The organism is Pseudomonas sp. PDM26, from assembly GCF_019219185.1.
GTDB lineage: Bacteria > Pseudomonadota > Gammaproteobacteria > Pseudomonadales > Pseudomonadaceae > Aquipseudomonas.
In genome coordinates, this window is sequence record NZ_JAHUWC010000012.1 from 51,125 (window position 1) to 74,289 (window position 23,165).

23 protein-coding genes are annotated in these 23,165 nt (G+C 60.0%); 8 read left to right on the plus strand and 15 right to left on the minus strand.

The window, feature by feature from the left end:
* Positions 1-193: 193 nt before the first annotated feature.
* From KW849_RS22240 to KW849_RS22255, 4 genes are all read left to right on the plus strand, one after another.
* The gene (locus KW849_RS22240) at positions 194-649 is read left to right on the plus strand and encodes a YkvA family protein (RefSeq protein ID WP_218431283.1); all 456 of its coding nucleotides are present in this window, start codon (positions 194-196) and stop codon (positions 647-649) included.
* A 114-nt stretch (positions 650-763) separates the two neighbouring features.
* On the plus strand, positions 764-1,105 hold the full coding sequence (locus KW849_RS22245; protein ID WP_218431284.1) for a helix-turn-helix transcriptional regulator: 342 nt from the start codon (positions 764-766) through the stop codon (positions 1,103-1,105).
* Positions 1,102-1,473: a hypothetical protein gene (locus tag KW849_RS22250; RefSeq protein WP_218431285.1), complete on the plus strand. Its 372-nt coding sequence runs from the start codon at positions 1,102-1,104 to the stop codon at positions 1,471-1,473. The genes KW849_RS22245 and KW849_RS22250 overlap by 4 nt, the downstream gene beginning before the upstream one ends.
* Positions 1,474-1,881: a sel1 repeat family protein gene (locus KW849_RS22255; RefSeq protein ID WP_218431286.1), complete on the plus strand. Its 408-nt coding sequence runs from the start codon at positions 1,474-1,476 to the stop codon at positions 1,879-1,881.
* Positions 1,882-2,056: 175 nt separating this feature from the next.
* On the opposite strand, the gene KW849_RS22260 is transcribed toward KW849_RS22255, so the two are convergent.
* Positions 2,057-3,829, minus strand: coding sequence for a bifunctional diguanylate cyclase/phosphodiesterase (locus tag KW849_RS22260; protein WP_218431287.1), 1,773 nt, complete (start codon positions 3,827-3,829; stop codon positions 2,057-2,059).
* Positions 3,830-3,972: 143 nt separating this feature from the next.
* A complete protein-coding gene (locus KW849_RS22265; protein WP_218431288.1) occupies positions 3,973-6,054 on the minus strand; it encodes a carboxy terminal-processing peptidase in 2,082 nt (693 codons plus the stop codon).
* 138 nt (positions 6,055-6,192) lie between these two features.
* Here KW849_RS22265 and KW849_RS22270 point away from each other — a divergent pair, with 138 nt between their 5' ends.
* Positions 6,193-7,155 carry a zinc-binding dehydrogenase gene (locus tag KW849_RS22270; RefSeq protein WP_218431289.1) on the plus strand — a complete coding sequence of 321 codons (963 nt, stop codon included), beginning with the start codon at positions 6,193-6,195 and terminating at the stop codon, positions 7,153-7,155.
* Positions 7,156-7,250: 95 nt separating this feature from the next.
* On the opposite strand, the gene KW849_RS22275 is transcribed toward KW849_RS22270, so the two are convergent.
* The 6 genes from KW849_RS22275 to KW849_RS22300 form a co-directional block, all read right to left on the minus strand.
* Entirely contained in the window at positions 7,251-7,904 is a 654-nt protein-coding gene (locus KW849_RS22275; protein WP_218431290.1) for an HAD family phosphatase, read from the minus strand.
* A 34-nt stretch (positions 7,905-7,938) separates the two neighbouring features.
* Positions 7,939-8,928, minus strand: a complete 990-nt coding sequence (locus tag KW849_RS22280; protein ID WP_218431291.1) for an ABC transporter ATP-binding protein — start codon at positions 8,926-8,928, stop codon at positions 7,939-7,941.
* Positions 8,925-9,725, minus strand: coding sequence for an ABC transporter permease (locus KW849_RS22285; RefSeq protein ID WP_218431292.1), 801 nt, complete (start codon positions 9,723-9,725; stop codon positions 8,925-8,927). The genes KW849_RS22280 and KW849_RS22285 overlap by 4 nt, the downstream gene beginning before the upstream one ends.
* Positions 9,712-10,548 (minus strand): ABC transporter permease subunit, encoded by an 837-nt coding sequence (locus tag KW849_RS22290; RefSeq protein WP_218431293.1) that lies wholly within the window; start codon positions 10,546-10,548, stop codon positions 9,712-9,714. The genes KW849_RS22285 and KW849_RS22290 overlap by 14 nt, the downstream gene beginning before the upstream one ends.
* A 5-nt stretch (positions 10,549-10,553) precedes the next feature.
* Positions 10,554-11,360, minus strand: coding sequence for an alkaline phosphatase family protein (locus tag KW849_RS22295; RefSeq protein ID WP_218431294.1), 807 nt, complete (start codon positions 11,358-11,360; stop codon positions 10,554-10,556).
* A 127-nt stretch (positions 11,361-11,487) separates the two neighbouring features.
* A complete protein-coding gene (locus KW849_RS22300) occupies positions 11,488-12,552 on the minus strand; it encodes an ABC transporter substrate-binding protein (protein WP_218431295.1) in 1,065 nt (354 codons plus the stop codon).
* 362 nt (positions 12,553-12,914) lie between these two features.
* Here KW849_RS22300 and KW849_RS22305 point away from each other — a divergent pair, with 362 nt between their 5' ends.
* Entirely contained in the window at positions 12,915-13,628 is a 714-nt protein-coding gene (locus tag KW849_RS22305; RefSeq protein WP_108218996.1) for a UTRA domain-containing protein, read from the plus strand.
* 78 nt (positions 13,629-13,706) lie between these two features.
* Here KW849_RS22305 and KW849_RS22310 read toward each other — a convergent pair whose 3' ends face one another.
* From KW849_RS22310 to minC, 7 genes are all read right to left on the minus strand, one after another.
* The gene (locus KW849_RS22310; RefSeq protein WP_218431296.1) at positions 13,707-15,866 is read right to left on the minus strand and encodes a mechanosensitive ion channel domain-containing protein; all 2,160 of its coding nucleotides are present in this window, start codon (positions 15,864-15,866) and stop codon (positions 13,707-13,709) included.
* A gap of 78 nt (positions 15,867-15,944) precedes the next feature.
* Positions 15,945-16,121 carry a hypothetical protein gene (locus KW849_RS22315; RefSeq protein WP_218431297.1) on the minus strand — a complete coding sequence of 59 codons (177 nt, stop codon included), beginning with the start codon at positions 16,119-16,121 and terminating at the stop codon, positions 15,945-15,947.
* Between the two features lie 260 nt (positions 16,122-16,381).
* On the minus strand, positions 16,382-17,671 hold the full coding sequence (locus KW849_RS22320) for a M18 family aminopeptidase (protein WP_108218994.1): 1,290 nt from the start codon (positions 17,669-17,671) through the stop codon (positions 16,382-16,384).
* 200 nt (positions 17,672-17,871) lie between these two features.
* Positions 17,872-18,507 carry an RluA family pseudouridine synthase gene (locus KW849_RS22325; protein WP_218431298.1) on the minus strand — a complete coding sequence of 212 codons (636 nt, stop codon included), beginning with the start codon at positions 18,505-18,507 and terminating at the stop codon, positions 17,872-17,874.
* Positions 18,508-18,687: 180 nt separating this feature from the next.
* Positions 18,688-18,942, minus strand: coding sequence for a cell division topological specificity factor MinE (minE, locus tag KW849_RS22330; RefSeq protein WP_218431299.1), 255 nt, complete (start codon positions 18,940-18,942; stop codon positions 18,688-18,690).
* 3 nt (positions 18,943-18,945) lie between these two features.
* Positions 18,946-19,758 (minus strand): septum site-determining protein MinD, encoded by an 813-nt coding sequence (minD, locus tag KW849_RS22335; RefSeq protein ID WP_060541535.1) that lies wholly within the window; start codon positions 19,756-19,758, stop codon positions 18,946-18,948.
* Positions 19,759-19,960: 202 nt separating this feature from the next.
* Positions 19,961-20,698: a septum site-determining protein MinC gene (gene minC, locus KW849_RS22340; RefSeq protein ID WP_108219058.1), complete on the minus strand. Its 738-nt coding sequence runs from the start codon at positions 20,696-20,698 to the stop codon at positions 19,961-19,963.
* Positions 20,699-20,816: 118 nt separating this feature from the next.
* Between minC and KW849_RS22345 the strand changes: the two genes are divergently transcribed.
* Both KW849_RS22345 and KW849_RS22350 read left to right on the plus strand, forming a co-directional pair.
* Positions 20,817-21,749, plus strand: a complete 933-nt coding sequence (locus KW849_RS22345; RefSeq protein WP_218431300.1) for a lipid A biosynthesis lauroyl acyltransferase — start codon at positions 20,817-20,819, stop codon at positions 21,747-21,749.
* Between the two features lie 178 nt (positions 21,750-21,927).
* Entirely contained in the window at positions 21,928-23,097 is a 1,170-nt protein-coding gene (locus tag KW849_RS22350) for a patatin-like phospholipase family protein (protein WP_218431301.1), read from the plus strand.
* Positions 23,098-23,165 lie beyond the last annotated feature (68 nt).

The following is a 23,165-nucleotide window of genomic DNA, read 5'->3' on the forward strand; positions in this document are numbered from 1 at the left end:
TCTCAGGCATAGCAGGCGTTGGCATTAGCCGCACAAGGCCGCCAAGTCAATGAAATTATAGGTTTTTTTTGATGGGTGAAAAACGCCCGATCTGAACGCAGGCCTTGTAAAACGGGGCTTACAGCGATGAAAAGCAGCTCTGTTCACAAGGTTATCCACAATTTGTGTGGATAACATTTTAACGGGAGGCATCATGAAAACACCCTGGAATTTCGCTCGTTTCCTGCCGCTGGCCGGACGCCTGCTGGCACGCGGCCGATTGCCGACCCTGTTGTTCGCAGTCGCCAGCAAGTTTGCGAGCCAAGGCAACCGACTGGGCAAGCTCAAGGATGACTTGAAGCTGCTGCAGGCACTCTGCCTGGCCTACTGGCGTGGTGAATATCGCGCCATCAGCCCCAGGGCGCTGGTTTCGGTCGTCGCGGGCCTGATGTACTTCCTCAGCCCGGTGGATGCGATCCCGGATTTCATTCCGGTGTTCGGCATGCTCGATGACATCGCGGTATTGGCGTGGCTTATGAAAGTGCTCGACGACGAACTCAATGCCTTCCGCACCTGGCGCAAACGGCAGGTGCCGGAGAAGCTCGCGGTGGTTGAGCGCCTGCCTGATACCCCCGAGCAACTGCAACTTCAAGGTCCGAAAAAACACTGAGTCGATTACGACCTGTTCACAGATTGATGCCCCCCGCGACCTTAGCCGCTGTTAGGATTACACTTCTAGGGAAAAGTGCCGACTCGCTAAGTGTTGTTGTCCTACGGGGTAGTCATGGATATTCAGATAATTACACGCGAAGGCGAGCCCGAATATGCGGTTCTGCCATGGGCTCAGTATCAGGCGTTACTGAAAGCAGCAGGCATCAAGGAGCAAGCGTCGCCTGAGGCCACGAAGCTTCAGACGGCAACACCAGACGCGATTCTTCCGGGTCTGGATCAACTACGCAGTTTGCGCGAAGGAAAGGGCATCGCCATCGAGGCGCTGGCCCGCACGGTAGGCATCAGCCCGTCTTACCTGGCCATGATCGAGAGTGGCGAGCGTCTGCCCGACGCCGCGATTCGGCGCAGCTTGGCCTGGGAATTGACGGTGCCAGGGTGGAGGGATGAATCGTGAGCGTACGCATCAGTCGTCAACATTGGGACGGATTGCTGGGCGAACTGGATCAGGCGCGTCGTCAGCGCCATCTCCTGACTTATCGGGCATTACTGGAACGTTTGCAGTTGCCGACTCCGGCCATGCAAACCCTGACAGTGGCCCTTGAGCATCTCGCGGCGCTGGACGCCAGGGCGGAGCAGCCATTGCGCAGTTCACTGGTGATCAGTCAGGGCGCCAGCCGCTTGCCGCGCACCGGATTCTTTGAATGTGTCGAGCGTCTCGGGCGTTTTTCCGGGCCGTCGGACGGCGTTGCCGCCGCGTCCTGGCATGCTTCGGAAGTGGTCCGGGTATTCGAGTACGAATACCCGGAATCGGCCGAGGCCTGAGTGTTTTTGCGACTCAAGGCGCGAGCCGGATACTGGCTCGCGCGCCGGTTGTTTCACTGGTCGTGGTTTGTCCGTCAGCCACGTGGCTGGCGCTGGCTCGAAGGTCAGTTCGCACGCATGGCCAACCTGGGCGATGTCGGCGCCCAGAGCTTCTATGGGCACATCCTGACGTTTCGCGGCGTCGGCCTCGGTGCTCGTGAGGAGGGTGTACGTTTGTTGCGCCTGGCGGCATTGGCGGGCGATGGCAAGGCGGCGTATCAAGTGGGCGTGATCAGCCTGGCCGGGACGGCGAGCAAGGCTCCGGACCCGGTTGAAGCAGTGCGGTTCTGGGAGATTGCAGCGAAGGCCGGGCATCCGTTGGCGGCGATCAAGTTGCAAGAGCTGGTGTTTCGCGAGCCTGACTTATAACCCCAAGGCTGCGGGGTGATGGTTGTGATGTGATCGGGCAGTGGTTGTGGGCGGGGTTTTCTTGAAGGATATAGGCGGGGATCAAATCGAGATTCAGGTTGTTTGATCTGGCGTCTTCGCTGGCAAGCCAGCTCCTACAGGGGGGGCGTCAGATCAATCAGCGCTGCCCTGTCAGTCAAACCCCTTCGGGCTCCGGCACCACCAGGCTATCAATCACATGCACGCTATACCCTTGCACATTCTTCGCATGGTGCTTGGCCTGTGATGCCATCTCGGCCAACTGGCTCGCATCGAGTTGTCCGCAGGCCTGTGGATGCAGATGCACCACCCCGATCGACAGTGACAACAGCGCAAACTCCTGGCGCTGGCCCTGGCGATTCGGTGCGATGAAGCAGCCGGCTTCCAGGTGTTCGCTGCGGTAGAAGCGCCGGCACTGGCTCTGGAAGTCGTCGAGCAACTGGTTCAAACGTTTGCGCCAGTCTTGCGGGCCGAGCACCAGCAGGAAGTCATCACCACCGATGTGGCCGACAAAGTCGCGGGCCGGGTCGACGCGGTCGTTCAGGCATTGCGCCAGGCACAGCAGGACTTCGTCGCCGCGGCCGTAGCCGTAGATGTCGTTGAAAGGCTTGAAATTGTCGATGTCCACGTAGCAGATCACCGATTCCCGTTGCTGTTGCAGCAGCCGTGTCAGGCATTGCTGGATCGGCACGTTGCCCGGGAGCAAGGTCAGCGGGTTGGCGTAGCGGGCCTGCTGGATCTTCAGTTCCGTAATCAACTTGAGCACGTCAATCACCCGGCCAAGCCCGAGATAGCCGCCATTGAGCGTGATGATGAAATCTTCTTCGATGCGCTGGCGGGCACGGCTGGTGATCCGGCGGCTGACTTGTTGCAGTGACTGACTCAGCTCGACGGCGAGGAAGTCATCGCTCATCAAGCGGCTGATCGGTTTGCGGGCGAACAGGTCGGTGGCAAAGGGCTTGAGCAGGACGTCGGAGAGCGAATGACGATGAACAATGCCGCAGGGCTGACTCTGTTCATCCAGGACCGCCAGCGAGTTCAGGTTGACCTGGCGGCGAAAGGCTTCGAGCACCGTGGCGGTCGGGGTGTCGCGGTTCACCGCGGGTTGCTCGTTGAGCAGGGCGCTGAGGTCACTGCCGTCCTCGCACAGTACAACGGCGATGCTGTCCTGTCGGGGCGTCATTGCCCGGGCATCCCGCGGTGGGTGTTCCTGGGGGCGGCAGAGCAGATAGCCCTGCACCAGGTCCACGCCCATTTCGGTCAGCACCGTGAGCTCTTCCGGTAGTTCGATACCTTCGGCGATGACTTGCGCCCGCGAGGCCTTGGCGATTTGCAGGATCGAACCGACGAATTCTCGCTTGAGCGCATCCTGATGAATGCCATCAATGAAGTGCCGGTCAATTTTCACGTAATCCGGCCGCAGTTCAGACCACAACCGCAAACTCGAATAGCCCGCCCCCAGATCATCCAGTGCAATCGAAAACCCCATCGCCCGATAGTGATGCAGGGCGGTTTGTAGCAGCTGGAAATCATCCGTTGGCGTTTGTTCAGTCAACTCGATGACCACCTGGCTCGCAGGGATGCCGAAGTCTTGCAGCAGTTGCAAGGTGCGCCCCGGTTGATGGGCCGCTTCAAGCAGGGATTCCGGGGATACGTTAAGGAACAACAGGCCAGGCAATTGCTGTTCATTGAAGCTTCGGCAAGCGCTCTCGCGGCAGGCAATTTCCAGCTCGCTCAGACGTCCGGCCTGACGGGCGACGGCGAACAGGGCGACAGGGGAGTGCAGAGGGTTGTTGGACGGGCCGCGACTGAGGGCTTCGTAGCCGAGAATTCGCCGTTCAGAGAGGCTGATGATCGGTTGGAACAGGCTGTGCAAACCGCTTTGAGTCAGGATTGAGCTCAATGCACTCAGCTGTTCGGTTGTGGTCATGGCGATCTCTGGCGATAAATAAAGGACCGGGCGTGCCCTTGGTAAAGAGCACGCCCGGTCCTTTATTTCACGACAGAACGATGACTGTTTGATGACGCTCCGGGGGCGTCAGCATTAAATTGCCATCAGCTGTTTGTAAAAACTCAGTGCTTGGCCACTGCCGTGTTGAGTTTCAGGTAATCCAGCAGAATCCGCCCGGTTTCGCTGAGGTAGGCATCGTCTTCCGGTTTGGTCTTGTCAGCTTCGGCCGCAATAACGTCCTCGTCTTCTTTCTTCAGCTCTTTGAGTGGTTCTTCACCCTTGGCCTTGCGACGGATGTTTTCCATGGTCAGCTGTTTGGCTTCAATGTCTGCGTGTTGGGCACGACGCTCGGCTTCATTGAGGCTGACGGTTTTTTCCAACATCAGTTTCTGCGCCAGGGCCAGCTTGTCGCGGATGAACACGAACTCTGCATCCTTGGCTGTACGCACGTCATGCTCGGACTTGAGCTGCGAAATGTACGGCTTGAACGGATCCATTGCAGGCTTGATGGCGGCCTTGATGGTGTCCCATGGCATGGCTTCCGGCAGGGCGCTTTCACCGATTTCCTTGGTGTCGATGATCGACGGGTAATCGATGTCCGGCAAGACGCCCTGATGCTGGGTGCTCTGCCCGGAAACCCGGTAGAACTTGGCCAGGGTCAGTTTCAGTTCGCCATGGTTGAGCGGCTGAATGGTCTGCACGGTGCCTTTGCCGAAGGTCTGGCCACCAATGATCAGTGCGCGGTGGTAGTCCTGCATGGCGCCGGCAAAAATCTCCGATGCCGAGGCGGACAAGCGGTTGACCAGCAATGCCATCGGGCCTTTGTAGAATGCACCCGGGTTTTCATCTTCCAGGACATCGACGCGGCCATCGGCGTTACGCACGAGCACGGTCGGGCCTTTGTCGATGAACAGGCTGGTCAGCTCGGTGGCCTCTTGCAAGGAACCGCCGCCGTTGTTACGCAGGTCGATGACCACGCCGTCGACTTTCTCTTTTTGCAACTCGGTCAGCAGTTTCTTGACGTCGCGGGTGGTGCTCTTGTAATCCGGATCGCCGGCACGGAAGGCCTTGAAGTCCAGATAGAACGCCGGGATTTCGATAATGCCGAGCTTGTAGTCTTTGCCGTCCTGCTTCAGGTTCAGTACCGATTTCTTCACGGCCTGGTCTTCAAGCTTCACCGCTTCACGGGTGATCGGCACGATCTTGGTGGTCTGGTCGTTCGGCGCATTGCTGGCCGGGATGACTTCCAGGCGCACAATGGTGCCTTTCGGGCCACGGATCAGCTTGACCACTTCGTCCAGGCGCCAGCCCACCACATCGACCATTTCCTTGTTGCCCTGGGCAACGCCGATGATCTTGTCGGCCGGTGCAACCTGCTTGGTCTTGTCCGCCGGACCTGCCGGCACCAGGCGTACGACTTTCACCTGGTCGTTATCGCTCTGCAACACGGCGCCGATGCCCTCGAGGGACAGGCTCATGTTGATGTCGAAGTTCTCCGCGTTATCCGGCGACAGATAGTTGGTGTGCGGGTCGTAGGACATGGCGAAGGTATTGATGTACGCCTGGAAGATGTCTTCCGCGCGGGTCTGGTCCAGGCGTGCCAACTGGTTCTTGTAGCGCTTGGTCAGGGTTTCCTGGATCTGCTTGGGCTCTTTGCCGGCGATCTTCATCCGCAGCACTTCATCCTTGACGCGTTTGCGCCACAGGTCGTCGAGTTCTGCGGTGGATTTGAGCCAAGGGGCGTCCTTGCGGTCGATCAGCAAGGTTTCCTTGGTGGTGAAGTCGATCTTGTCGACGCCTTTGCCCAGCTCGGCAAGGGCGAAGTCCAGACGCGCCTTTACGCGGTCCAGGTAGCGCTTGTAGATGGTGAACCCGGCGTTCAGGTCGCCACTCTTGAGGAAGTCGTCGAACTGCGTCTTCCACTTGTCGAATTCGGCAATGTCGCTGGCCATGAAGTAGCTGCGCGACGGATCCAGCAGCTTGAGGTAGCTGTCGTAGATGATCACCGAGCGCGCGTCATCGAGTGGTGGCTTGCTGTAGTGGTGGCGTTTGAGCAACTCCACGACGTTCAGACTGGCGATCACTTCGTCACGATCGGGTTGAAGCTTGTCCCAGCTATTGGCTGCGAATGTATTGCTCGACATCGGCAGCAAGCCGATACCGATGAATAAGGCGAGGGCAGTGCTGGGGAACAGATGCTTCATGCTGATTCGACGCGGGGACAATTGATAACGCATATTAGGCCGTCTTTGAAGTCGCCGGCTCTTTGGGAGCCGGTCGCATAATGCAAAAAGCCCGGCGCTATAGCTTCGGGCTCAGTCCAGACTCACTATGGAGGCACTGTGAAAGCATTGCAAGGCGTTGACGGTCAAGTGGTATGGGTTGATGAGCCGAGTCCTGCATGTGATGTAGGACAAGTTCGTATTCGAGTGTCGGCAGCGGGCCTCAATCGCGCCGATTTATTACAGAAAGCCGGGCTTTATCCGCCGCCGCCAGGGGCCAGCCAAGTGCTTGGTCTAGAGTGCTCGGGCGTGATCAGCGAGGTGGGCGCCGGGTCCTCCTGGCAGATTGGTGATCGGGTTTGCGCCTTGCTGGCCGGGGGCGGCATGGCCGAAGAAGTGGTTGTCGACGGGCGGCACGTGCTGCCGGTTCCCGATGGAGTATCACTGGTCGAAGCGGCAGCACTGCCCGAAGTCTATGCAACGGTCTGGCTGAATTTGTTTCAACTGGCTGCGCTCAAGCCGGGTCAGAAAGTTCTGCTGCACGCCGGAGCAAGTGGAATTGGTTCAGCGGCTATTCAGCTGTGCAAGGCCTTCGGTAACCCGTGCTGGGTCAGCGTCGGCTCCGCCGAGCGACTGGCGTACTGCGAAGCGCTGGGCGCCCAGGGCGGCGTGGTGCGCAATGGCGATCTGGAGAGTCTGCGGGATCTGGGGCCGTTCGACGTGATTCTCGACCCGGTGGGTGGTAATTACGCGGCATTGAACCTCAAGCTGCTCGCGCAGGATGGCCGTTGGGTGTTGATCGGCCTGATGGGCGGTCGCGAGGCCAAGCTGGATCTGGCCCAGGTGCTGGCCAAGCGTGTGCAGTTACTGGGCTCGACCCTGCGCAGTCGTGATGAGCAATTCAAGGCCGATCTGTTCAGCGATCTGAGTCAGCACGTGTGGCCGTTGTTCGCTGAGGGGCGCTTGAGCCCGCAACTGGCCAAAGCTTTTCCGATCAAGGATGCCGAGGCGGCGTTTGCCGAACTGGCAAGCAACACCGTGGCGGGGAAGGTGGTGTTGGTGATTGATGAAAGCTTGAGCTGATATCGGGTTGGCTTTGAAAAGATCGCAGCCTGCGGCAGCTCCTACAGGAGATTGCATTCCCATGTAGGAGCTGCCGCAGGCTGCGATCTTTTCGGTTACTTCCAGAGATGTATCGGCCAGCCAGCCTTTTCAGCCTGCTCGCGCAGCACTGGATCCGGGTTCACCACATGCGGAAAGTCCACTTTCAGCAACAGCGGCAAGTCGTTGCGTGAGTCGGAATAGAAGCTCGCGCCTTCGAGGTTTTCCTCCTCTGCATCCAGCCATTCCAGCAAGCGGGTGATCTTGCCTTCGCGGTAGGTCAGGGTGCCAACGGTGTGACCGGTGTAAACGCCGTGGGCGACTTCCAGTTCGATGCCCAGTATCTCGTCGATGCCCAGTCGCTCGGCGATGGGGCCGACCAGGTGGGTGCCCGAAGCGGATATCACCAGAATCCGGTCGCCGGCCTTGCGGTGGGCGGCGATGGCTTTGGTGGCATCGCTGAAGATGATCGGTTCGATGAAGTCTTCCACCCATGGGCCAACCAGATGCTCGACCTCTTGCGGCGTGCGGCCGATCATCGGCTCCAGGCTGAAGGTCATGTAATCCTCCATGCGCAATTTGCCGTGGCTGTAGGCATCCATCAGCTCGTTGTTCTGCCGCATGAACGATTCGGGATCGACCCAGCCCAGGCGGCCCATCTGTTCGCTCCAAAGGGTGGCGCAGTCGCCGTGGATCAGGGTTTCGTCCAGATCAAAAATTGCCAGGGCCATCAGTGCAGTTCTCTCTTCAGCGTCAGCAAAGTCATCAGGCTACCTCACACAGGGCCGTCGGATCGATGGAAAGCGCCAGACGTTGACCGTCGGGATGCAGGTCGGCCGCCGAGCGGTTCAGAACGTCCACAACCAATTCCACGCCCCGGGCTTCGATCCGGTAGCGAATCACGTTGCCCAGCAGGCTGTGGCTACGCACCTGCGCTTCCAGTTCGCCATTGAGGCTCAGTTCGATGGCTTCCGGGCGGATGGCGATGCGCTTGCTGATCGGTCGCTGCAACAGCTTCGAAGCACTGTCGGCATCCAGCAGGTTGTAGTTGCCGATAAACCCGGCGGCGAACACATCCACCGGCGCGGTGTAGAGGGTTTCGGCGTCGCCGCTTTGTACGATCTTTCCCTGATTCATCAGGAAAATCCGGTCAGACATGGTCAGGGCTTCTTCCTGATCGTGTGTGACGAAAATCGTGGTCAAGCCCAGCTCGCGCTGGATCTGACGGATCTGTTCGCGCAGGTGCTTGCGAATCCGCGCGTCCAGGGCCGACAACGGTTCGTCGAGCAGCAACAGACGCGGGCGGGTCACCAACGAGCGGGCGAGAGCCACGCGCTGGCATTGGCCGCCGGACAATTGATGCGGATAACGCGAGGTGAAGTCGTTCAGTTCCACCAGTTTCAACACTTCGGCGACGCGCTTCTGACTGTCGTCGGCGTTGACCTTCTGCATACGCAGGCCGAAGGCGACGTTTTGCTCCACGCTCATGTTGGGGAACAGGGCATAGCTCTGGAACACCATGCCGATTCCGCGTTTTTGCGGGCTCAGGGGCACGATGTCCTGATTGTCCAGGAGGATCTTGCCACCATCCACCGAGGTCAGGCCGGCGATGCAGCGCAGCAGGGTGGATTTGCCGCAGCCGGATGGGCCGAGCAGGGTGACGAATTCGCCTTTGCGGACTTCGCAATTGATGTCGCTGAACACCGTGGTGCCCGCGTAGTTTTTCTGAAGATGTTGGACGCTGACATAGCTCATTCGCTTTTGTCCTTGTTCAAGATATTGGCGATCCAGGTCAGAACCAGCACAAAGAAGAAGTAGGAAATCACCAGCGCACTGGTGAAATGACCGCTGCTGTTGCGCATGTTGTTGAGGTAGACCTGCAGTGTTTCGTAGCGGGTGCCCACGAGGATGTTGGCGAACACGAACTCACCGAACAGGAACGAGAACGACAGCAGCAGTGCCACCATCAGGCCCTTGCGCAGGTTCGGCAGCACCACCAGGAAAGCCGCCTGGAAGGTGCTGGCGCCGAGCAATTGGGCGGCGTCCATCAGGTCGCGCAGGTTGATCGCTTGCAGGTTGTTGGTGATCGCCCGGTACATGAACGGCAGCGCCACGGTGAAGTAGCAACCGATCAGGATCCACGGCGTCCCGACCATGGCGAACGGTCCGGAGCCGTAGAGCTGCAACAGCCCCACCGACGACACCACCGGCGGCACGGCGAAGGGCAGCAGGATCAGGATATTCATCAGCGCGTCGAGTTTCGGGAAGTGGTAATGCACCACGAACAGCAGTGGCAGAATCAGCACCACGGAAAGGATCAACGAACCGACGCAGACCAGCAACGATTGCCCGAACGCATCCAGGAAGCGTGGATCGCTCCACAGCTGGATGTACCACTTGAGGGTGAAGCCACTGGGCAGTATGGTCGCCGACCAACTACTGGCGATCGAGTAGATCAGCGTGCCGGCCAGCGGCAACAGCAGGATGGCAAACAGCAGGTACACCACGATGCGGTGGTAGACACCGACAGGTCCCAGTTCAGCGCGAGACATGGTAACTCCTCTTCAACAGCAACTGATGCACGATGGTCACCAGGGTCATCAAGGCCACCAGCACCACGGCCAGGGCGCTGGCCAGGTTCGGGTCCAGGGAAATGTCGCCGGACACCATCGCCGCGATGCGGATCGGCAGCACGTTGAAGTTGCCGGTGGTCAGTGCGTACACCGTGGCGTAGGCGCCGAGGGCGTTGGCCAGCAGGATCACGAAGGTGCCGAGCAGCGCCGGTGTCAGCACCGGCAGACCGATGTGCCGCCAGAACTGCCAACCACTGGCACCGAGCAGCGCGGCGGACTCGCGCCAGTCTTCGCGCAAGGCATCGAAGGCCGGGTACAGCAGCAGTACGCCGAGAGGGATCTGGAAGTAGGTGTAGAGGATGATCAGTCCGGTTTTCGAGTACAGGTTGAAATCCTGAATGATGCCGGCCTGCTTGAGCATGATGGTGAAGCTGCCGTTGAAGCCGAGCAAAATGATGAACGCAAAGGCCAGGGGCACGCCGGCGAAGTTGCTGGTCATGTTGGCGAAGGCATTGACGAAGTTGCGCAGTTTCGAATCGACCCGGCGCAGGGAGTAGGCGCCCAGTATCGCGATGAAGATCCCGAACACGCTGGACCAGAAGCTGATCTCAAGGCTGTACTGGATGGCCTGCAGGTAGAACTTCGAGCTGAAGATTTTGCTGAAGTTGGCCAGGCCCCAGCCGAATTCTTCCGATTGCAGGCTGTTGATCATCACCCAGGTCAGCGGTGCGATCTCGAATACGATGAAGAACAGCGCGAACGGGAGCAGGCACAGGGCGGCGAGCCATTTACTGCGGGTCATGGAGTTCACTTCAACAACTCCCGGCAGACCGGTTTGTCGTGGGGCACGCCCAGCAATTCGCAGACGGTGCCGCAGATCTCGGTCTGTTTCGGCGCGGCGTCCACGTTGAGGCTGAATGCATCACCGAGAACGAACAGCGGCACCTCACGTTCTTCCGGCAGCAGGCCGTTGTGGGAGCGGTCGTTGTTCATGCCATGGTCGGCGGTGACCAGCACCTGATAGCCGGCATCGAGCCAGCCTTGCAGGTAGTCGGCCAGGATGATGTCGGCCGAGCGGGCACTGTTGCGGTACTGCGGGGTGTCGAGGCCGTGCTTGTGCCCGGCGTCGTCGATGTTCATCGGGTGGATCAACAGGAAGTTCGGCGCATGGCGCAGGCGCAGGCTTTCAGCGTCGGCGAACAGGTGCGAATCGGGGTAGTGATCGTTCCAGTAGAAATGCCCATGCTGGATCGGCAGTTGCGGATCATCGGTGTGGCGATCCCGGGCCGCCACGAAGGGCGAACGGTTGTACAGCTCGCTGACCCAGTGATAAGCCGCTGCGGCAGTCACAAGACCTGCGTCGGTGGCGTAGTGATAGATACTGCGCTGGTTGGACAGGCGCGAGACATTGTTGTGGACAATGCCGCTGTCGATGGGCGCAACGCCGGTCAGGATGCATTCGTACAGCGGGCGGGACAGGGCCGGCAACTCGCACTCCAGTTTGTAGAGTGCGGCGCGTCCGGCGCCGACGTAAGCCTGCAGGTGCCCCATGGCGTGGCGGGCGACCTCATGGTTGAGGCCGTCGAGCACGACAAGGATGACGTTGTGCTTCATAGGGGATAGGACTCCGCAATCAAAACCGGATGGCGTAGGAGCTGCCGCAGGCTGCGATCTTTGGACCTTGCCTATGAAAAGCAAAATCAAAAGATCGCAGCCTGCGGCAGCTCCTACGGATGCAGCATTACTGCATATTGATGATGACTTCTTCCTGCCACTTCTGCGGAAGGGCCTTGGAGGTCTTTTCCCAGGCGTCCGCGTCCTTGATCGGTGTGACCTTCTTGTACTGCTCGTTAGGCAGCAGCTTGGCCTGCACCTCGGCTGGCAGGGTCAGGTGCTCGGCACGGATCGGACGGGCATTGCCCTTGGCCAGGTTGATCTGGCCGGCGTCGCTGAAGATGTATTCGCGGGACAGCTTGGCGGCGTTCGGGTTTTTCGCGTACTTGTTGATGATGGTGGTGTAGCCGGAAATCACCGAGCCGTCGGACGGGATCAGCACCACGTAATCATCCGGATTGGCCATCTTGGCCTTGTAGCTCAGGCCGTTGAAGTCCCAGACCACGCCGACTTCGATTTCGCCTTTTTCCATGGCACCAATGACCGGGTTGGACATCGACAGGCGACCCTGCTTGGCGATGTCGGCGAACAGATCCAGGGCAGGCTTGAGGTTTTTCTCGTCGCCACCGTTGGCCAGTGCCGCGGCGAGTACGCCGTTGGCGGCCTGGGCTGCGGTGCTCACGTCGCCGATAGAGACTTTGTATTTGCCACCCTTGAGGTCAGCCCACTTGGTCGGCACTTCGGAACCGTGCAGCAACTTCTTGTTGACGATGAACGCGATGGTGCCGGTGTAGGCCAGTGCCCAGTTGCCGTCCTTGTCCTTGGCCCAGGCTGGAATCTGATCCCAGGTCGAAGGCTTGTAAGGCTGGACCACGCCTTGCTTGACCGCGATCGGGCCGAACGCCGCACCGACGTCGCCGATGTCGGCGCTGGCGTTGTCTTTTTCCGCTGCGAACTTGGCGATTTCCTGGGCCGAACTCATGTCGGTGTCGATGTGCTTGAGGCCGTACTTGTCGCTCAGGTCTTTCCAGGTGCCGGCCCAGTTGGCCCAGTCATTGGGCATGCCGACGCTGTTGACGGCGCCTTCCGCTTTTGCAGCGGCTTCCAGGGTTTTCAGATCATCGGCCGCCATGGCGGCGGTGCACATTGCGATGGTCGAGCCTAACAGTGATGCCAGGAAAAACTTTTTCATTCCGAAGCTCCTTGGGTCGTGTTCAACGCTGCGATTGCGGTTTGTGTTGGTCTAGGTCAGCAATACCTGAGCCAATTTAAGGGGGCTGGATGACACTTTGATGTCGTTCGTCGCCCGGGATGACTTTTTGTTCGGCGGTATCGCGGGTGGCTTGCTAAGCGTAGACCATGGTCAAAGCCCCGGCTGGGAAGGGACTTGGCCGATGAATTGCAGGTTCTTGAAAGCCGGGAGTGGCGACCGTTGGGCGCCTTTGTCACACCTCGGTCATCTGCACTGCCTACGCTTGCAGCTATTGAATGAGCCGGTTTGCGCTGCTGTTCTGCCCTGAATTGGTGCTGGTCTAGTCCAGAAAGGAAACGTTGATGCGTGAAGAGGCAACAAAAGCGGTAACAGCCATTGGCCAGGTACTCCAGGAACAGATCGACCACGGTCTGTTGGCTCCTGGCAGCAAATTGCCGGCCGAACGCAAGCTCAGTGAACTGTTCGGCACCACGCGGATCACTTTGCGTGAGGCGTTGTTGCAGTTGGAATCACAAGGGCAGATTTACCGCGAGGAGCGGCGCGGCTGGTTCGTCTCGCCGCCGCGCCTGGCGTACAACCTCATGCAGCGCAGCCACTTTCACGCGATGGTCAGCGCCCAGGGGCGGATCCCGTCCACCGAGGTGATTTCAGCGCGATTGCAACCGGCATCGGCGGCGGTCTGTGCCTGGCTGCAATTGCCAGCGCTGTCGAGCGTGATCCAGATCTGCCGCTCGCGACGGATCGACGGGCGACTGGTGCTGTATGTGGAGCACTATCTGAACCCGCAGTACTTTCCCGGGATCCTCGATTTCGATTTGAATCAGTCGATCACCGAGTTGTATGCGCGGCATTACGACTTGCACTACGGGCGGGTGCGCTTCGAGATTGTGCCCACGGCGTTGTCGGTGGATGCGGCGGCGGCGTTGAAGGTGTCGGTGGGCAGCCCGGGCCTGCGGATTGCCCGGGTCAACTATGACCAGCATGAACGATTGATCGACTGCGACCTGGAGTTCTGGCGGCATGATGCGATTCATGTCGGGGTGGATGTCGTCTGATACTGCTTTTCGTAGGAGCTGCCGCAGGCTGCGATCTTTTGATCTTGATTCTTGAAAGATCGCAGCCTGCGGCAGCTCCTACAGGGGTTGTTCCGGGGAGCCACCCGCGGTCATCACCTGAATACTCATCCGCGGTGTCGCCAGATCCAGCCCGGCTTCATCCATGTGCCGCTTGAGTGACAGATTGAACGCTCGCGACACTTCCCACTGCTTGATTGGCGCGGTCTTGAAGCGGGCGCGAAGGATCGCATTGCCCGACTCGAAACTTTCCACCCCCTGAAACTCCAGTGGCGACCAGATATTGCGCCGTTGCAGCGGGTCGGTGCGCATTTTCTGACCAACTTCGCGCATCAGTTTGATTGCGTTGTCGATCTCCATGCTGGCCGGCACCGCGACCCGGAAGATCGCGTAACCGAATTCCCGGGAGTAGTTCTTGATGCTTTTGATTTCGCTGAATGGAATGGTGTGGACGATGCCGTCGATGTCCCGCAGGCGCACGGTGCGGATGGTCAGGCCTTCGACCGTGCCGAGGTGGCCGCCGACATCCACGTAGTCGTCGATGGCCAGGGAGTCTTCGATGATGATGAACAACCCGGTAATCAGGTCGGCTACCAGCGACTGTGCACCAAAACCGATGGCCAGACCGATCACACCGGCACCGGCCAGCAGTGGCGTGACGTTCATGCCCATGTTCGCCAGGGCAACGATCAGCGCGATGATGAAAATCGCCACAAACAGCACGTTGCGGATCAGCGGCATCATCGTCTGTGCGCGGGCATTGGCCAGGCCTTTGCGCGAGCGGGTCAGCGCGTGATGCACGGCGGTGTCGCTGAGAATCCAGATCAGCCAGGCGAACAGCAGCGTGCCGGCGAGGCTGAACAGTTTGACGCTGACTTCGTGGCCGTCGCCTTCGGTGAAGCGGATCAACGACATGCCCCAGACCCGCAGGCCAAGCTCGATGAAGGCCAGCCACACCAGCAGATGAACGATGGCGTAGAAAAAGTTCTTCAGCCGTTCCGAATACACGGCGTAACGCCGGATGCCTTGCTGGGGATTGAGGGCGTAGCGGCGTACCAGACCGTTGATGACCATGCACAACACCAGCAAAACGGTGCAGATCAGCGACTGGCGCAGGGCTGTGCTGGTGTCGCCAGCGGAAATAAAGGTGGCGAACAGGGAGATGGCCACCAGCACCAACGCCGGCACGTACCAGAAGGTGCCGAGGATCGACAGGGTGTCATTGAGGGCACGGCGGGTCAGGCGCCGGGACAGCGGCTGATTGCGGATCAGGTGAGCGATCGGTCGGCGGAAGCGCAGGATGAATCGCCCTGTGGACAGCGCTGCCAGGACATTGGCGACAGTCGCAGCGGTATGGGACAGATGGCTGCCGAGGCTGTCGACCAGTCGCGGGTCGCTCAGCGCTTCGCCAAACGCGGCGAAGCTGCCGATCAGCCACAGCGGCCGAAACGCTTGGTGCCGCAGGATGTACAGGGCACGGTGGCGGTGCGGGCCGTCGAGCAGGGAAAAGGCAATCACGCAGATGGCCGAGAAGCAGGTGCCGACCACCAATGCATAGGCCAGCACCATCGCCAGGCTCTTGCCCAGGGACGAGGGCAGGGCGTAGCTCATGTAGACCGTGATCACCAGAGCGATCAGCCATGGCCCGAGTTTGCGCAAGGCGAAGCGCAACATGTCGAGGGCCCTGGGATGTTGCGGCAGTTCTTCGGTCAGGCCGAAACGCATCCGCACGCGATGGCTGATCCAGATCAGGGCGGCGGCCAGCAGGCTCCAGACCATCAGGATCATGGCAAAGGCGAACAGCATGGGCAGCCATTCATTGGTCGGCAGCGCCAGCGCCACCAGTTCTTCCCTGGCCTGGTCGAACTCACTGGACCAGCGCGTGAGCGGACTGTCGTCGCCGGAAAATTTCTTCTCGATGTTGGACAGGGTTCCGCCAATCAGGCCCAGCACGCCTTCCTCGGTCGTTGGTTGAGCCTTTTTGGTGGTGTCACGGAGCTTTTTCAGATCGGTCAGCAGCTTGGTGCGTTGCTGATCGTTCTCCAGAGACTTGATCACTTCGTCCAGGGATTGCCCCAGCGGTTCCTGTGCTTCGGGCTGGGTCTTGGCCTGGCTGCCGAGCAGGCCTGGCAGGCCGGCCGCCTGGGCAGGCGCCACTGACAGCAGCGCCATCAGGCAGGCAAGGAAAATACACGGCAGGGCAAAAAGACGAGCGAACACTAGGCGGTCAACCTCGCAGGGAGCGGATCGGCCGAGTGTACGAGCCTGTCAAAATCAATGCGAGCCAAGGGCGATGAATTATTCGTTGAGTTTGGCGAGGATCTTGATCACCACGGTTGCGAGAATGGTCAGCATGCCGATCCACATGCCGAACACGCCGGCGTTTTTATCGCGGAAGTTGAAGCCGACGGCCAGCATGATCATCCCGGCAAGGATCGGGATCAGCATGGCGTGGAAGGTAGACATCGAGATCATGGTGACGGCCTTGTCGAAGGGATGCTTGAAGTCTAGGCGGCTTTTGAAGCAGCTGGTGTGATGTGTATCAGAAGTGAGTCGTGCGCAGCGCATTTATTGTGGCGAGGGAGCTTGCTCCCGTTGGGCTGCGAAGCAGCCCCAAAACCAGCTAAGGCGATCTTTCAGGAAGATCGCATGCAACGGATCTGCGACTGCTGCGCAGTCGAGCGGGAGCAAGCTCCCTCGCCACAAAGGTGACTCGCCTTCAGCATTGCTCCAGGTTACGGCAACTCGCGGCAGGCGTAGAACGCGCTCAGCACCTTGACCAGATGCGCCAGGTCATGGCTGCCGCACAATTCGCGGATCGAGTGCATGGCGAACGTCGGCAGGCCGATGTCCACGGTGCGCACGCCCAGGTGGCTGGCGGTGATCGGGCCGATGGTCGAACCACAGCCCATGTCGCTGCGCACCACGAAACTCTGCACCGGCACTTCTTCAGCCATGCACAGGTGACGGAAAAACCCGGCGGTTTCGCTGTTGGTGGCGTAGCGCTGGTTGCTGTTGACCTTGATCACCGGGCCGGCGTTGAGTTTCGGGCCGTGGTTGGCATCGTGTTTGTCGGCGTAGTTGGGGTGTACGCCGTGGGCGTTGTCAGCCGAAACCAGCAGGGATTTCTGAATGGTGCGTACCAATTCATCACCTTCAGGCAGCAGGCGACGCAAGGTTTGCTCGAGCATCGGGCCGTCGGCACCGCACGCCGAGCAGGAACCGACCTCTTCGTGGTCGTTGCAGACCAGCACGCAGGTTTCGTCGGTGTCGGTCGTCAGCAGCGCTTGCAGGCCGGCGTAGCACGACAGCAGGTTGTCCAGGCGCGCGCCGGCGATGAAGTCGCCATGCAAGCCAATGACCGCCGCGCTTTGGGTGTCGTAGAAACTCAGCTCGTAATCGAGCACCACGTCGGCATTCAGGCCGTGTTCGCGGGCCAGTTGATCGGTGAGCACCGCGCGGAAGTCCACGCGCTCGTCACCGGCAAATTGCGCGAGGATCGGCGGTAATTCGGTCTGGGCGTTGATGGCCCAGCCCATGTTGGCTTCACGGTTGAGGTGAATCGCCAGGTTCGGAATGATCGCGACCGGAGCCTTGAAGTCGATCAACTGGCTTTCGACCTTGCCATCACGACGGAAGGTTACGCGGCCCGCCAGAGACAGGTCACGGTCGAACCACGGCGCCAGCAGCGCGCCGCCATACACTTCGACGCCCAATTGCCAGAAGCCCTGGCGTTGCAGTTCCGGTTGCGGCTTGACCCGCAGGCACGGGCTGTCGGTGTGGGCGCCGACCAGGCGAATGCCACCGTGTAACGGTGAATGGCGGCCCATTTTGATCGCGACAATCGAAGAGTCGTTGCGGGTGACGTAGTAGCGACCGTTGGCTTCGGTATTCCACGGCTCACGCTCGTCGAGGCGTTGATAGCCCGCCGCTTCCAGGCGCTGAACAAGGCTGGCGGTGGCATGGAACGGGGTAGGGGAGGCCTTGAGGAAATCGATCAGGCCTTGGTTCAACTCTTCGCGCATAAAGTAGCTCCAGACAGCAGTGGCGCCAGTTTAACGTATTGGCCATTGAATTGGCGGTGGAGTGCGGGTGGAGTGGCGCAATCCCCTGTAGGAGCGAGCTAGCTCGCGATGGTCGTCAACGATAACGCGGGAAGCCTGGCGCCCCGTGGCGTTCTCGGGATCATCGCGAGCTAGCTCGCTCCTACAGGGTTCGCTTTCGCTTAGAACGGCGCCGGGCACTCGAAGCGCAGGCGCTCACCGGTCTGCGGGTGGGTGAAGCTGAGCATGCTGGCGTGCAGGCACAGGCGTGGCCAGGCCGCCAAAGCCTGTTCATGGGCATAGAGCCCGTCACCCAGCAGTGGATGACCAATCGAGAGCATGTGCACGCGCAACTGGTGGGAGCGGCCGGTGATCGGTGTCAGCTCAACGCGGCACCAGTCGCTGCAACGTTCGAGCACGCGCCAGAAGGTCAGCGCATGTTTGCCGAATTCGTGATCGACCACATGCCGTGGCTTGGTCGGCGGGTCGTAGCGCAAGGGCAGGTCGATACTGCCGCTGTCCAGTTCCGGCTGGCCCCAACACAGGGCGGTGTAGGCCTTTTCGGTTTCCCGGTCGTGAAATTGCCGGGACAGCTCGCGATGGGTATCCGGGTCGCGGGCCAGCAGGATAATGCCGGAAGTCTCCCAGTCCAGCCGATGGACGATGCGCGCTTCCGGGTAGCCGTTTTCTTGCAGACGGGTAATCAGGCAGTCCTTGTTGTCATCGGCCCGGCCGGGGACGGAGAGCAACAGGGTCGGTTTGTTCACCACCAGTACGGCGGCATCCTGATGGATGATGTGGATGTTGGACAACGGCATTAAAACAGCCTCGTAACAAACGCCAACGGCGGCTCGGGCTTCCCTGATCCCCGTGCAGGAGCTGCCGCAGGCTGCGATCTTTTGATCTTGTTCTTAAAACAAAGTCAAAAGATCGCAGCCTGCGGCAGCTCCTACGCCAAGGTTGGAAACCCGAGCCTCCGTGGCTCCTGGCGAATCGACTCAGCGATCAGGCAGGGTGATGTTGAGTTCCAGAATCGAGCAGCTGCCCTGGGCTTCCAGTGCGACATGCACGTCATCGGACCCGATATTGACGTACTTGCGGATCACCTCGACCAATTCTTTCTGCAAGGCCGGCAGGTAGTCCGGGGTGCTGCGTTGGCCGCGTTCGTGCGCCACGATGATCTGTAGACGCTCTTTCGCTACCGACGCGGTGCTTTGCTTTTTGTTGGCACGAAAGAAGTCAAAAAGGTTCATTGCTTAGTTGCCTCCAAACAGGCGCTCGAAGAATCCCTTCTTCTGTACATCAAGGAATCGATGATCCACGGTCTTGCCCAGCAGGCGGTCAACGGTATCGCTGTAGGCTTGGCCGGCATCGCTCTGGTCGTCGAGAATCACCGGAACACCCTGGTTGGATGCCTTGAGCACCGCCTGGGATTCAGGGATCACGCCGAGCAGGGCCACCGAAAGGATTTCCTTGACGTCTTCTACGCCGAGCATTTCGCCTTTGCTCACACGTTCCGGGTGATAACGGGTAATCAGCAGGTGTTCCTTGATCGGGTCTTCGCCGCGTTCGGCACGACGGGACTTGCTGGCCAGCAGGCCGAGCATGCGGTCCGAATCTCGTACCGAGGAGACTTCCGGGTTGGTCACGACGATCGCTTCATCGGCGAAGTACATGGCCAGGTGGGCGCCTTTCTCGATGCCTGCCGGGGAGTCGCAGACCACGAACTCAAAGTCTTCCTTGAGTTGCATCAGGACTTTTTCCACGCCTTCGACGGTCAGCGCGTCTTTATCGCGGGTCTGGCTGGCGGCCAGCACGTAGAGGTTTTCCAGGCGCTTGTCTTTGATCAGGGCCTGTTGCAGGTTGGCTTCGCCGTTGACCACGTTGACGAAGTCATACACCACGCGGCGCTCGCAGCCCATGATCAGGTCGAGGTTACGCAAACCCACGTCGAAGTCGACGATAACTGTTTTGTGGCCGCGCAAAGCGAGGCCGGTACCGATAGCGGCGCTGGTGGTGGTCTTACCCACACCACCCTTGCCGGATGTAACCACGAGAATCTTGGCCAAGGTGTTTCACCCCTAAGGAAGAAGGACTTTTCAGTCCCTGAAAAACATCTCCTGAAAAACTACTGCAGTCGGACAGCCTTGGCTGGAATCCGGTTTTGAGCGGCGTTTACCCCCGGTAAACACTGCTTTCGGCCTTTTTCCTACTTCGTTTGAGCCGTTTTCGCTACGTTTTAGAGATGCTTGGAAAATGCGGCAGTATCCGTTAAAGCCGAATGATGTTCAACACGTCGCCGGACAGGCTGACCTGCACGCCCGAACCCCATAGAGGATCGCGGCGCAGGTCTTCGGAAACCTTGTAATGCCCGGCGATGGAAATCAGTTCAGCACTCATTTGCTGACAGAAAATCCGCGCCTTGGTGTCGCCCTTGACGCCGGCCAACACGCGACCGCGCATCGGGCCGTATACATGGATGTTGCCATCGGCGAGAAGTTCCGCCCCCGGGCTGACCGAGGAGATCACCACCAGATCGCTGCCCTGGGCATAGATCTGCTGGCCACCACGTACTGGCGAGGTGATGATTTTCGTCGGTTTGATGCTCGGCTCGGGCGGTTTTTCCGGTTTTTTCTTCGGTTCGCCTTCGGTCAGGTCCAGTGGACGCTCCCGGGCGCCGGACGGTGGCAGCACCGGCAGGTCGACAGCAATGGCGGCGGCAATGTCTTCGATGCGGCTGGCGCGGATCGCCAGGGTACGCAGGCCATGCTGGCGGCAAACGCGCATCAGCCCTGGCAGATCGACCGCGCCTTCGTTGGCCGGGAGTTTGTCCAGGGCCAGTACCAGCGGCGCGTTGCTGAAGAAGTTGGGCGCCAGGGCGACCTTGGCGGCCAGTTGCCGATCGAGGCTTTCGAGGTCGTTACGGGCCAGTTCCAGCACCGTAATGGCCAGCATGCTGCCCTTCAACTGGAACACGGGATCTTGGTCTAGCGGTTCGGTTTGGCTCATGGTCGGCATACAACGACTTGTCACTAAAAGTGCCGAGACTTATAACGAGAACGCCCGCAGGCCGCAAGCCGGGTCGAACGATGTAGAATGCGCGGCCATTGTCATTCCGGAAGCATTAATGGACCGCCCGCGTTTTCGAAAAGCATTTCTATCTCCACGTTTCTGGCCGCTGTGGTGTGGCCTGGGGCTCTTGTGGCTGATCGTCCAGTTGCCGTATCCGGCACTGCTGGGAATCGGCCGTGTACTGGGCTCATTGATGTATCGCGTGGCCGGCGACAGACGGCGCATTGCCAAGCGCAACCTGGAACTGTGTTTTTCTGAAAAAACCGCCGCCGAACGCAAGCGCCTGCTCAAGGAGAACTTCGCCTCCACCGGCATCGCTTTTTTTGAGATGGCGATGAGCTGGTGGTGGTCGCGCAAGCGCCTGGCGACCCTGGCTCATGTCGAAGGGCTGGAGCATTTGCAAAAGGCTCAGCGCGAAGGCAAGGGCGTGATCCTGATGGCGCTGCACTTCACGACGCTGGAAATCGGTGCCGCGCTGCTCGGCCAACAGCACACCATCGACGGCATGTACCGCGAGCACAAGAATCCGCTGTTCGACTACATCCAGCGCCAGGGCCGCGAGCGGCACAACCTCGATTCGCTGGCGGTGGAGCGCGAAGACGTGCGCGGCATGCTCAAATTGCTGCGCTCGGGCCGGGCGATCTGGTACGCACCGGATCAGGACTACGGCGCCAAGCAAAGTGTTTTTGTGCCGCTGTTCGGCATTCAGGCTGCGACCGTCACCGCCACGAGCAAGTTTGCGCGGCTGGGCAAGGCGCTGGTGGTGCCGTTCACCCAGGAGCGTCTGGCGGACGGCAGCGGATATCGCCTGGTGATCCATGCGCCGCTCGAAGGTTTCCCCGGCGAAACCGAAGAAGACGACTGCATCCGCATCAACCAATGGATCGAAAGCGTTCTGCGGGAGCATCCCGAGCAATACCTGTGGGCTCATCGTCGCTTCAAGAGCCGTCCACCGGGCGAGCCGAAGCTGTACGCCAAACGCGGTTGAATCCCGATACCCTGTAGGAGCGAGCTTGCTCGCGATGGTCGTGAAAACGCCGCGGGGTGTCAGGTGCCCCGCGTTATCGTTGGCTACCATCGTCGGAACGCCGCCCGGAGCAAGCTCGCTCCTACAAGGGAATAGGTCGAAACAACGAAATCCCATCAAGCACCATGGAGAGTTGTGCATGAGTCCAGGCGAACCGGTTACAGGGTTGATTCTTTCCGGTGGCGGGGCTCGGGCGGCCTATCAGGTTGGCGTGCTGGCGGCGATTGCCGAATTGCTGCCACCGGGGGCGAGCAACCCGTTTCCGGTGATCGTCGGCACCTCGGCCGGCGCGATCAACGCCGTCAGCCTCGCCAGCGGGGCAATGGACTTTCGTAACGCCATCGAACACCTGACGGCTTTCTGGCAGGGCTTTCGCAGTCACCTGGTGTTGCGCAGTGACTGGCCCGGGGTGATCCGCCAGGCCAGCCGTTTTGTCAGCCACAGTTTGCTCGGCATCGGTAAGCACATGCCGGTGGCCCTGCTCAACAGTACTCCGCTGCGGGACTTGCTCAACGACAAGCTGCATATGGGCGGCATCGCCGAAGCGATCGCACAGCAACAATTGCATGCAGTGGCAGTCACCGCGTTCGGCTATGAGTCTGGCCAGGCCGTCACCTTCTATCAGGGCGGCGGCAAGATCGATGCCTGGTTGCGCCATCGACGCATCGGCGTTCCCACCCAACTGTCCGTGGAACATCTACTTGCCAGTTCGGCCATTCCGCTGCTGTTCGCCCCGGTGAAAATCGGCGAAGAGTATTTCGGTGATGGCGCGGTACGTCAGTCGGCGCCGATCAGTCCGGCGCTGCATCTGGGCGCCAGTCGGGTGCTGGTGGTGGGTGTCAGCGGCAACCCCCGCGGCGTCGACCCGCAACAACCCTTGCAGCGCAGCTACTCCGGTCAGCAGCCGACCCTGGCGCAGATTGGCGGGCACATGCTCAACAGTACGTTCATTGACAGCCTGGAAAGCGACATCGAGTTGTTGCAGCGCCTGAACCAGTTCAGTCACCTGATGCCCGACGGCACGCCGACCCGCACATTGGGCGTGGCGCCGGTGGACGTACTGGTGATTTCACCAAGCCAGCCAATCGATGAGATTGCCGCGCGACATCGTCAGGAATTGCCGGCGGCACTGCGCCTGTTTCTGCGCGGGCCGGGCGCGACCAAGACCAGCGGGGCCGGGGTTTTGAGTTACCTGCTGTTCGAGGCAGGGTATTGCAGCGAGTTGATCGAACTTGGGCGGCGCGATGCGTTGGCCAAGCGCGGGGAGTTGTGCAGGTTTCTCGGGATCTCGGTGTCTGAGGCCGTTTGAACTGTCAGATCTGACAGTAGATGTGCTCAGGTTTTTCCATCAGATTGAACCCCTCAGGCAGAGGGTTC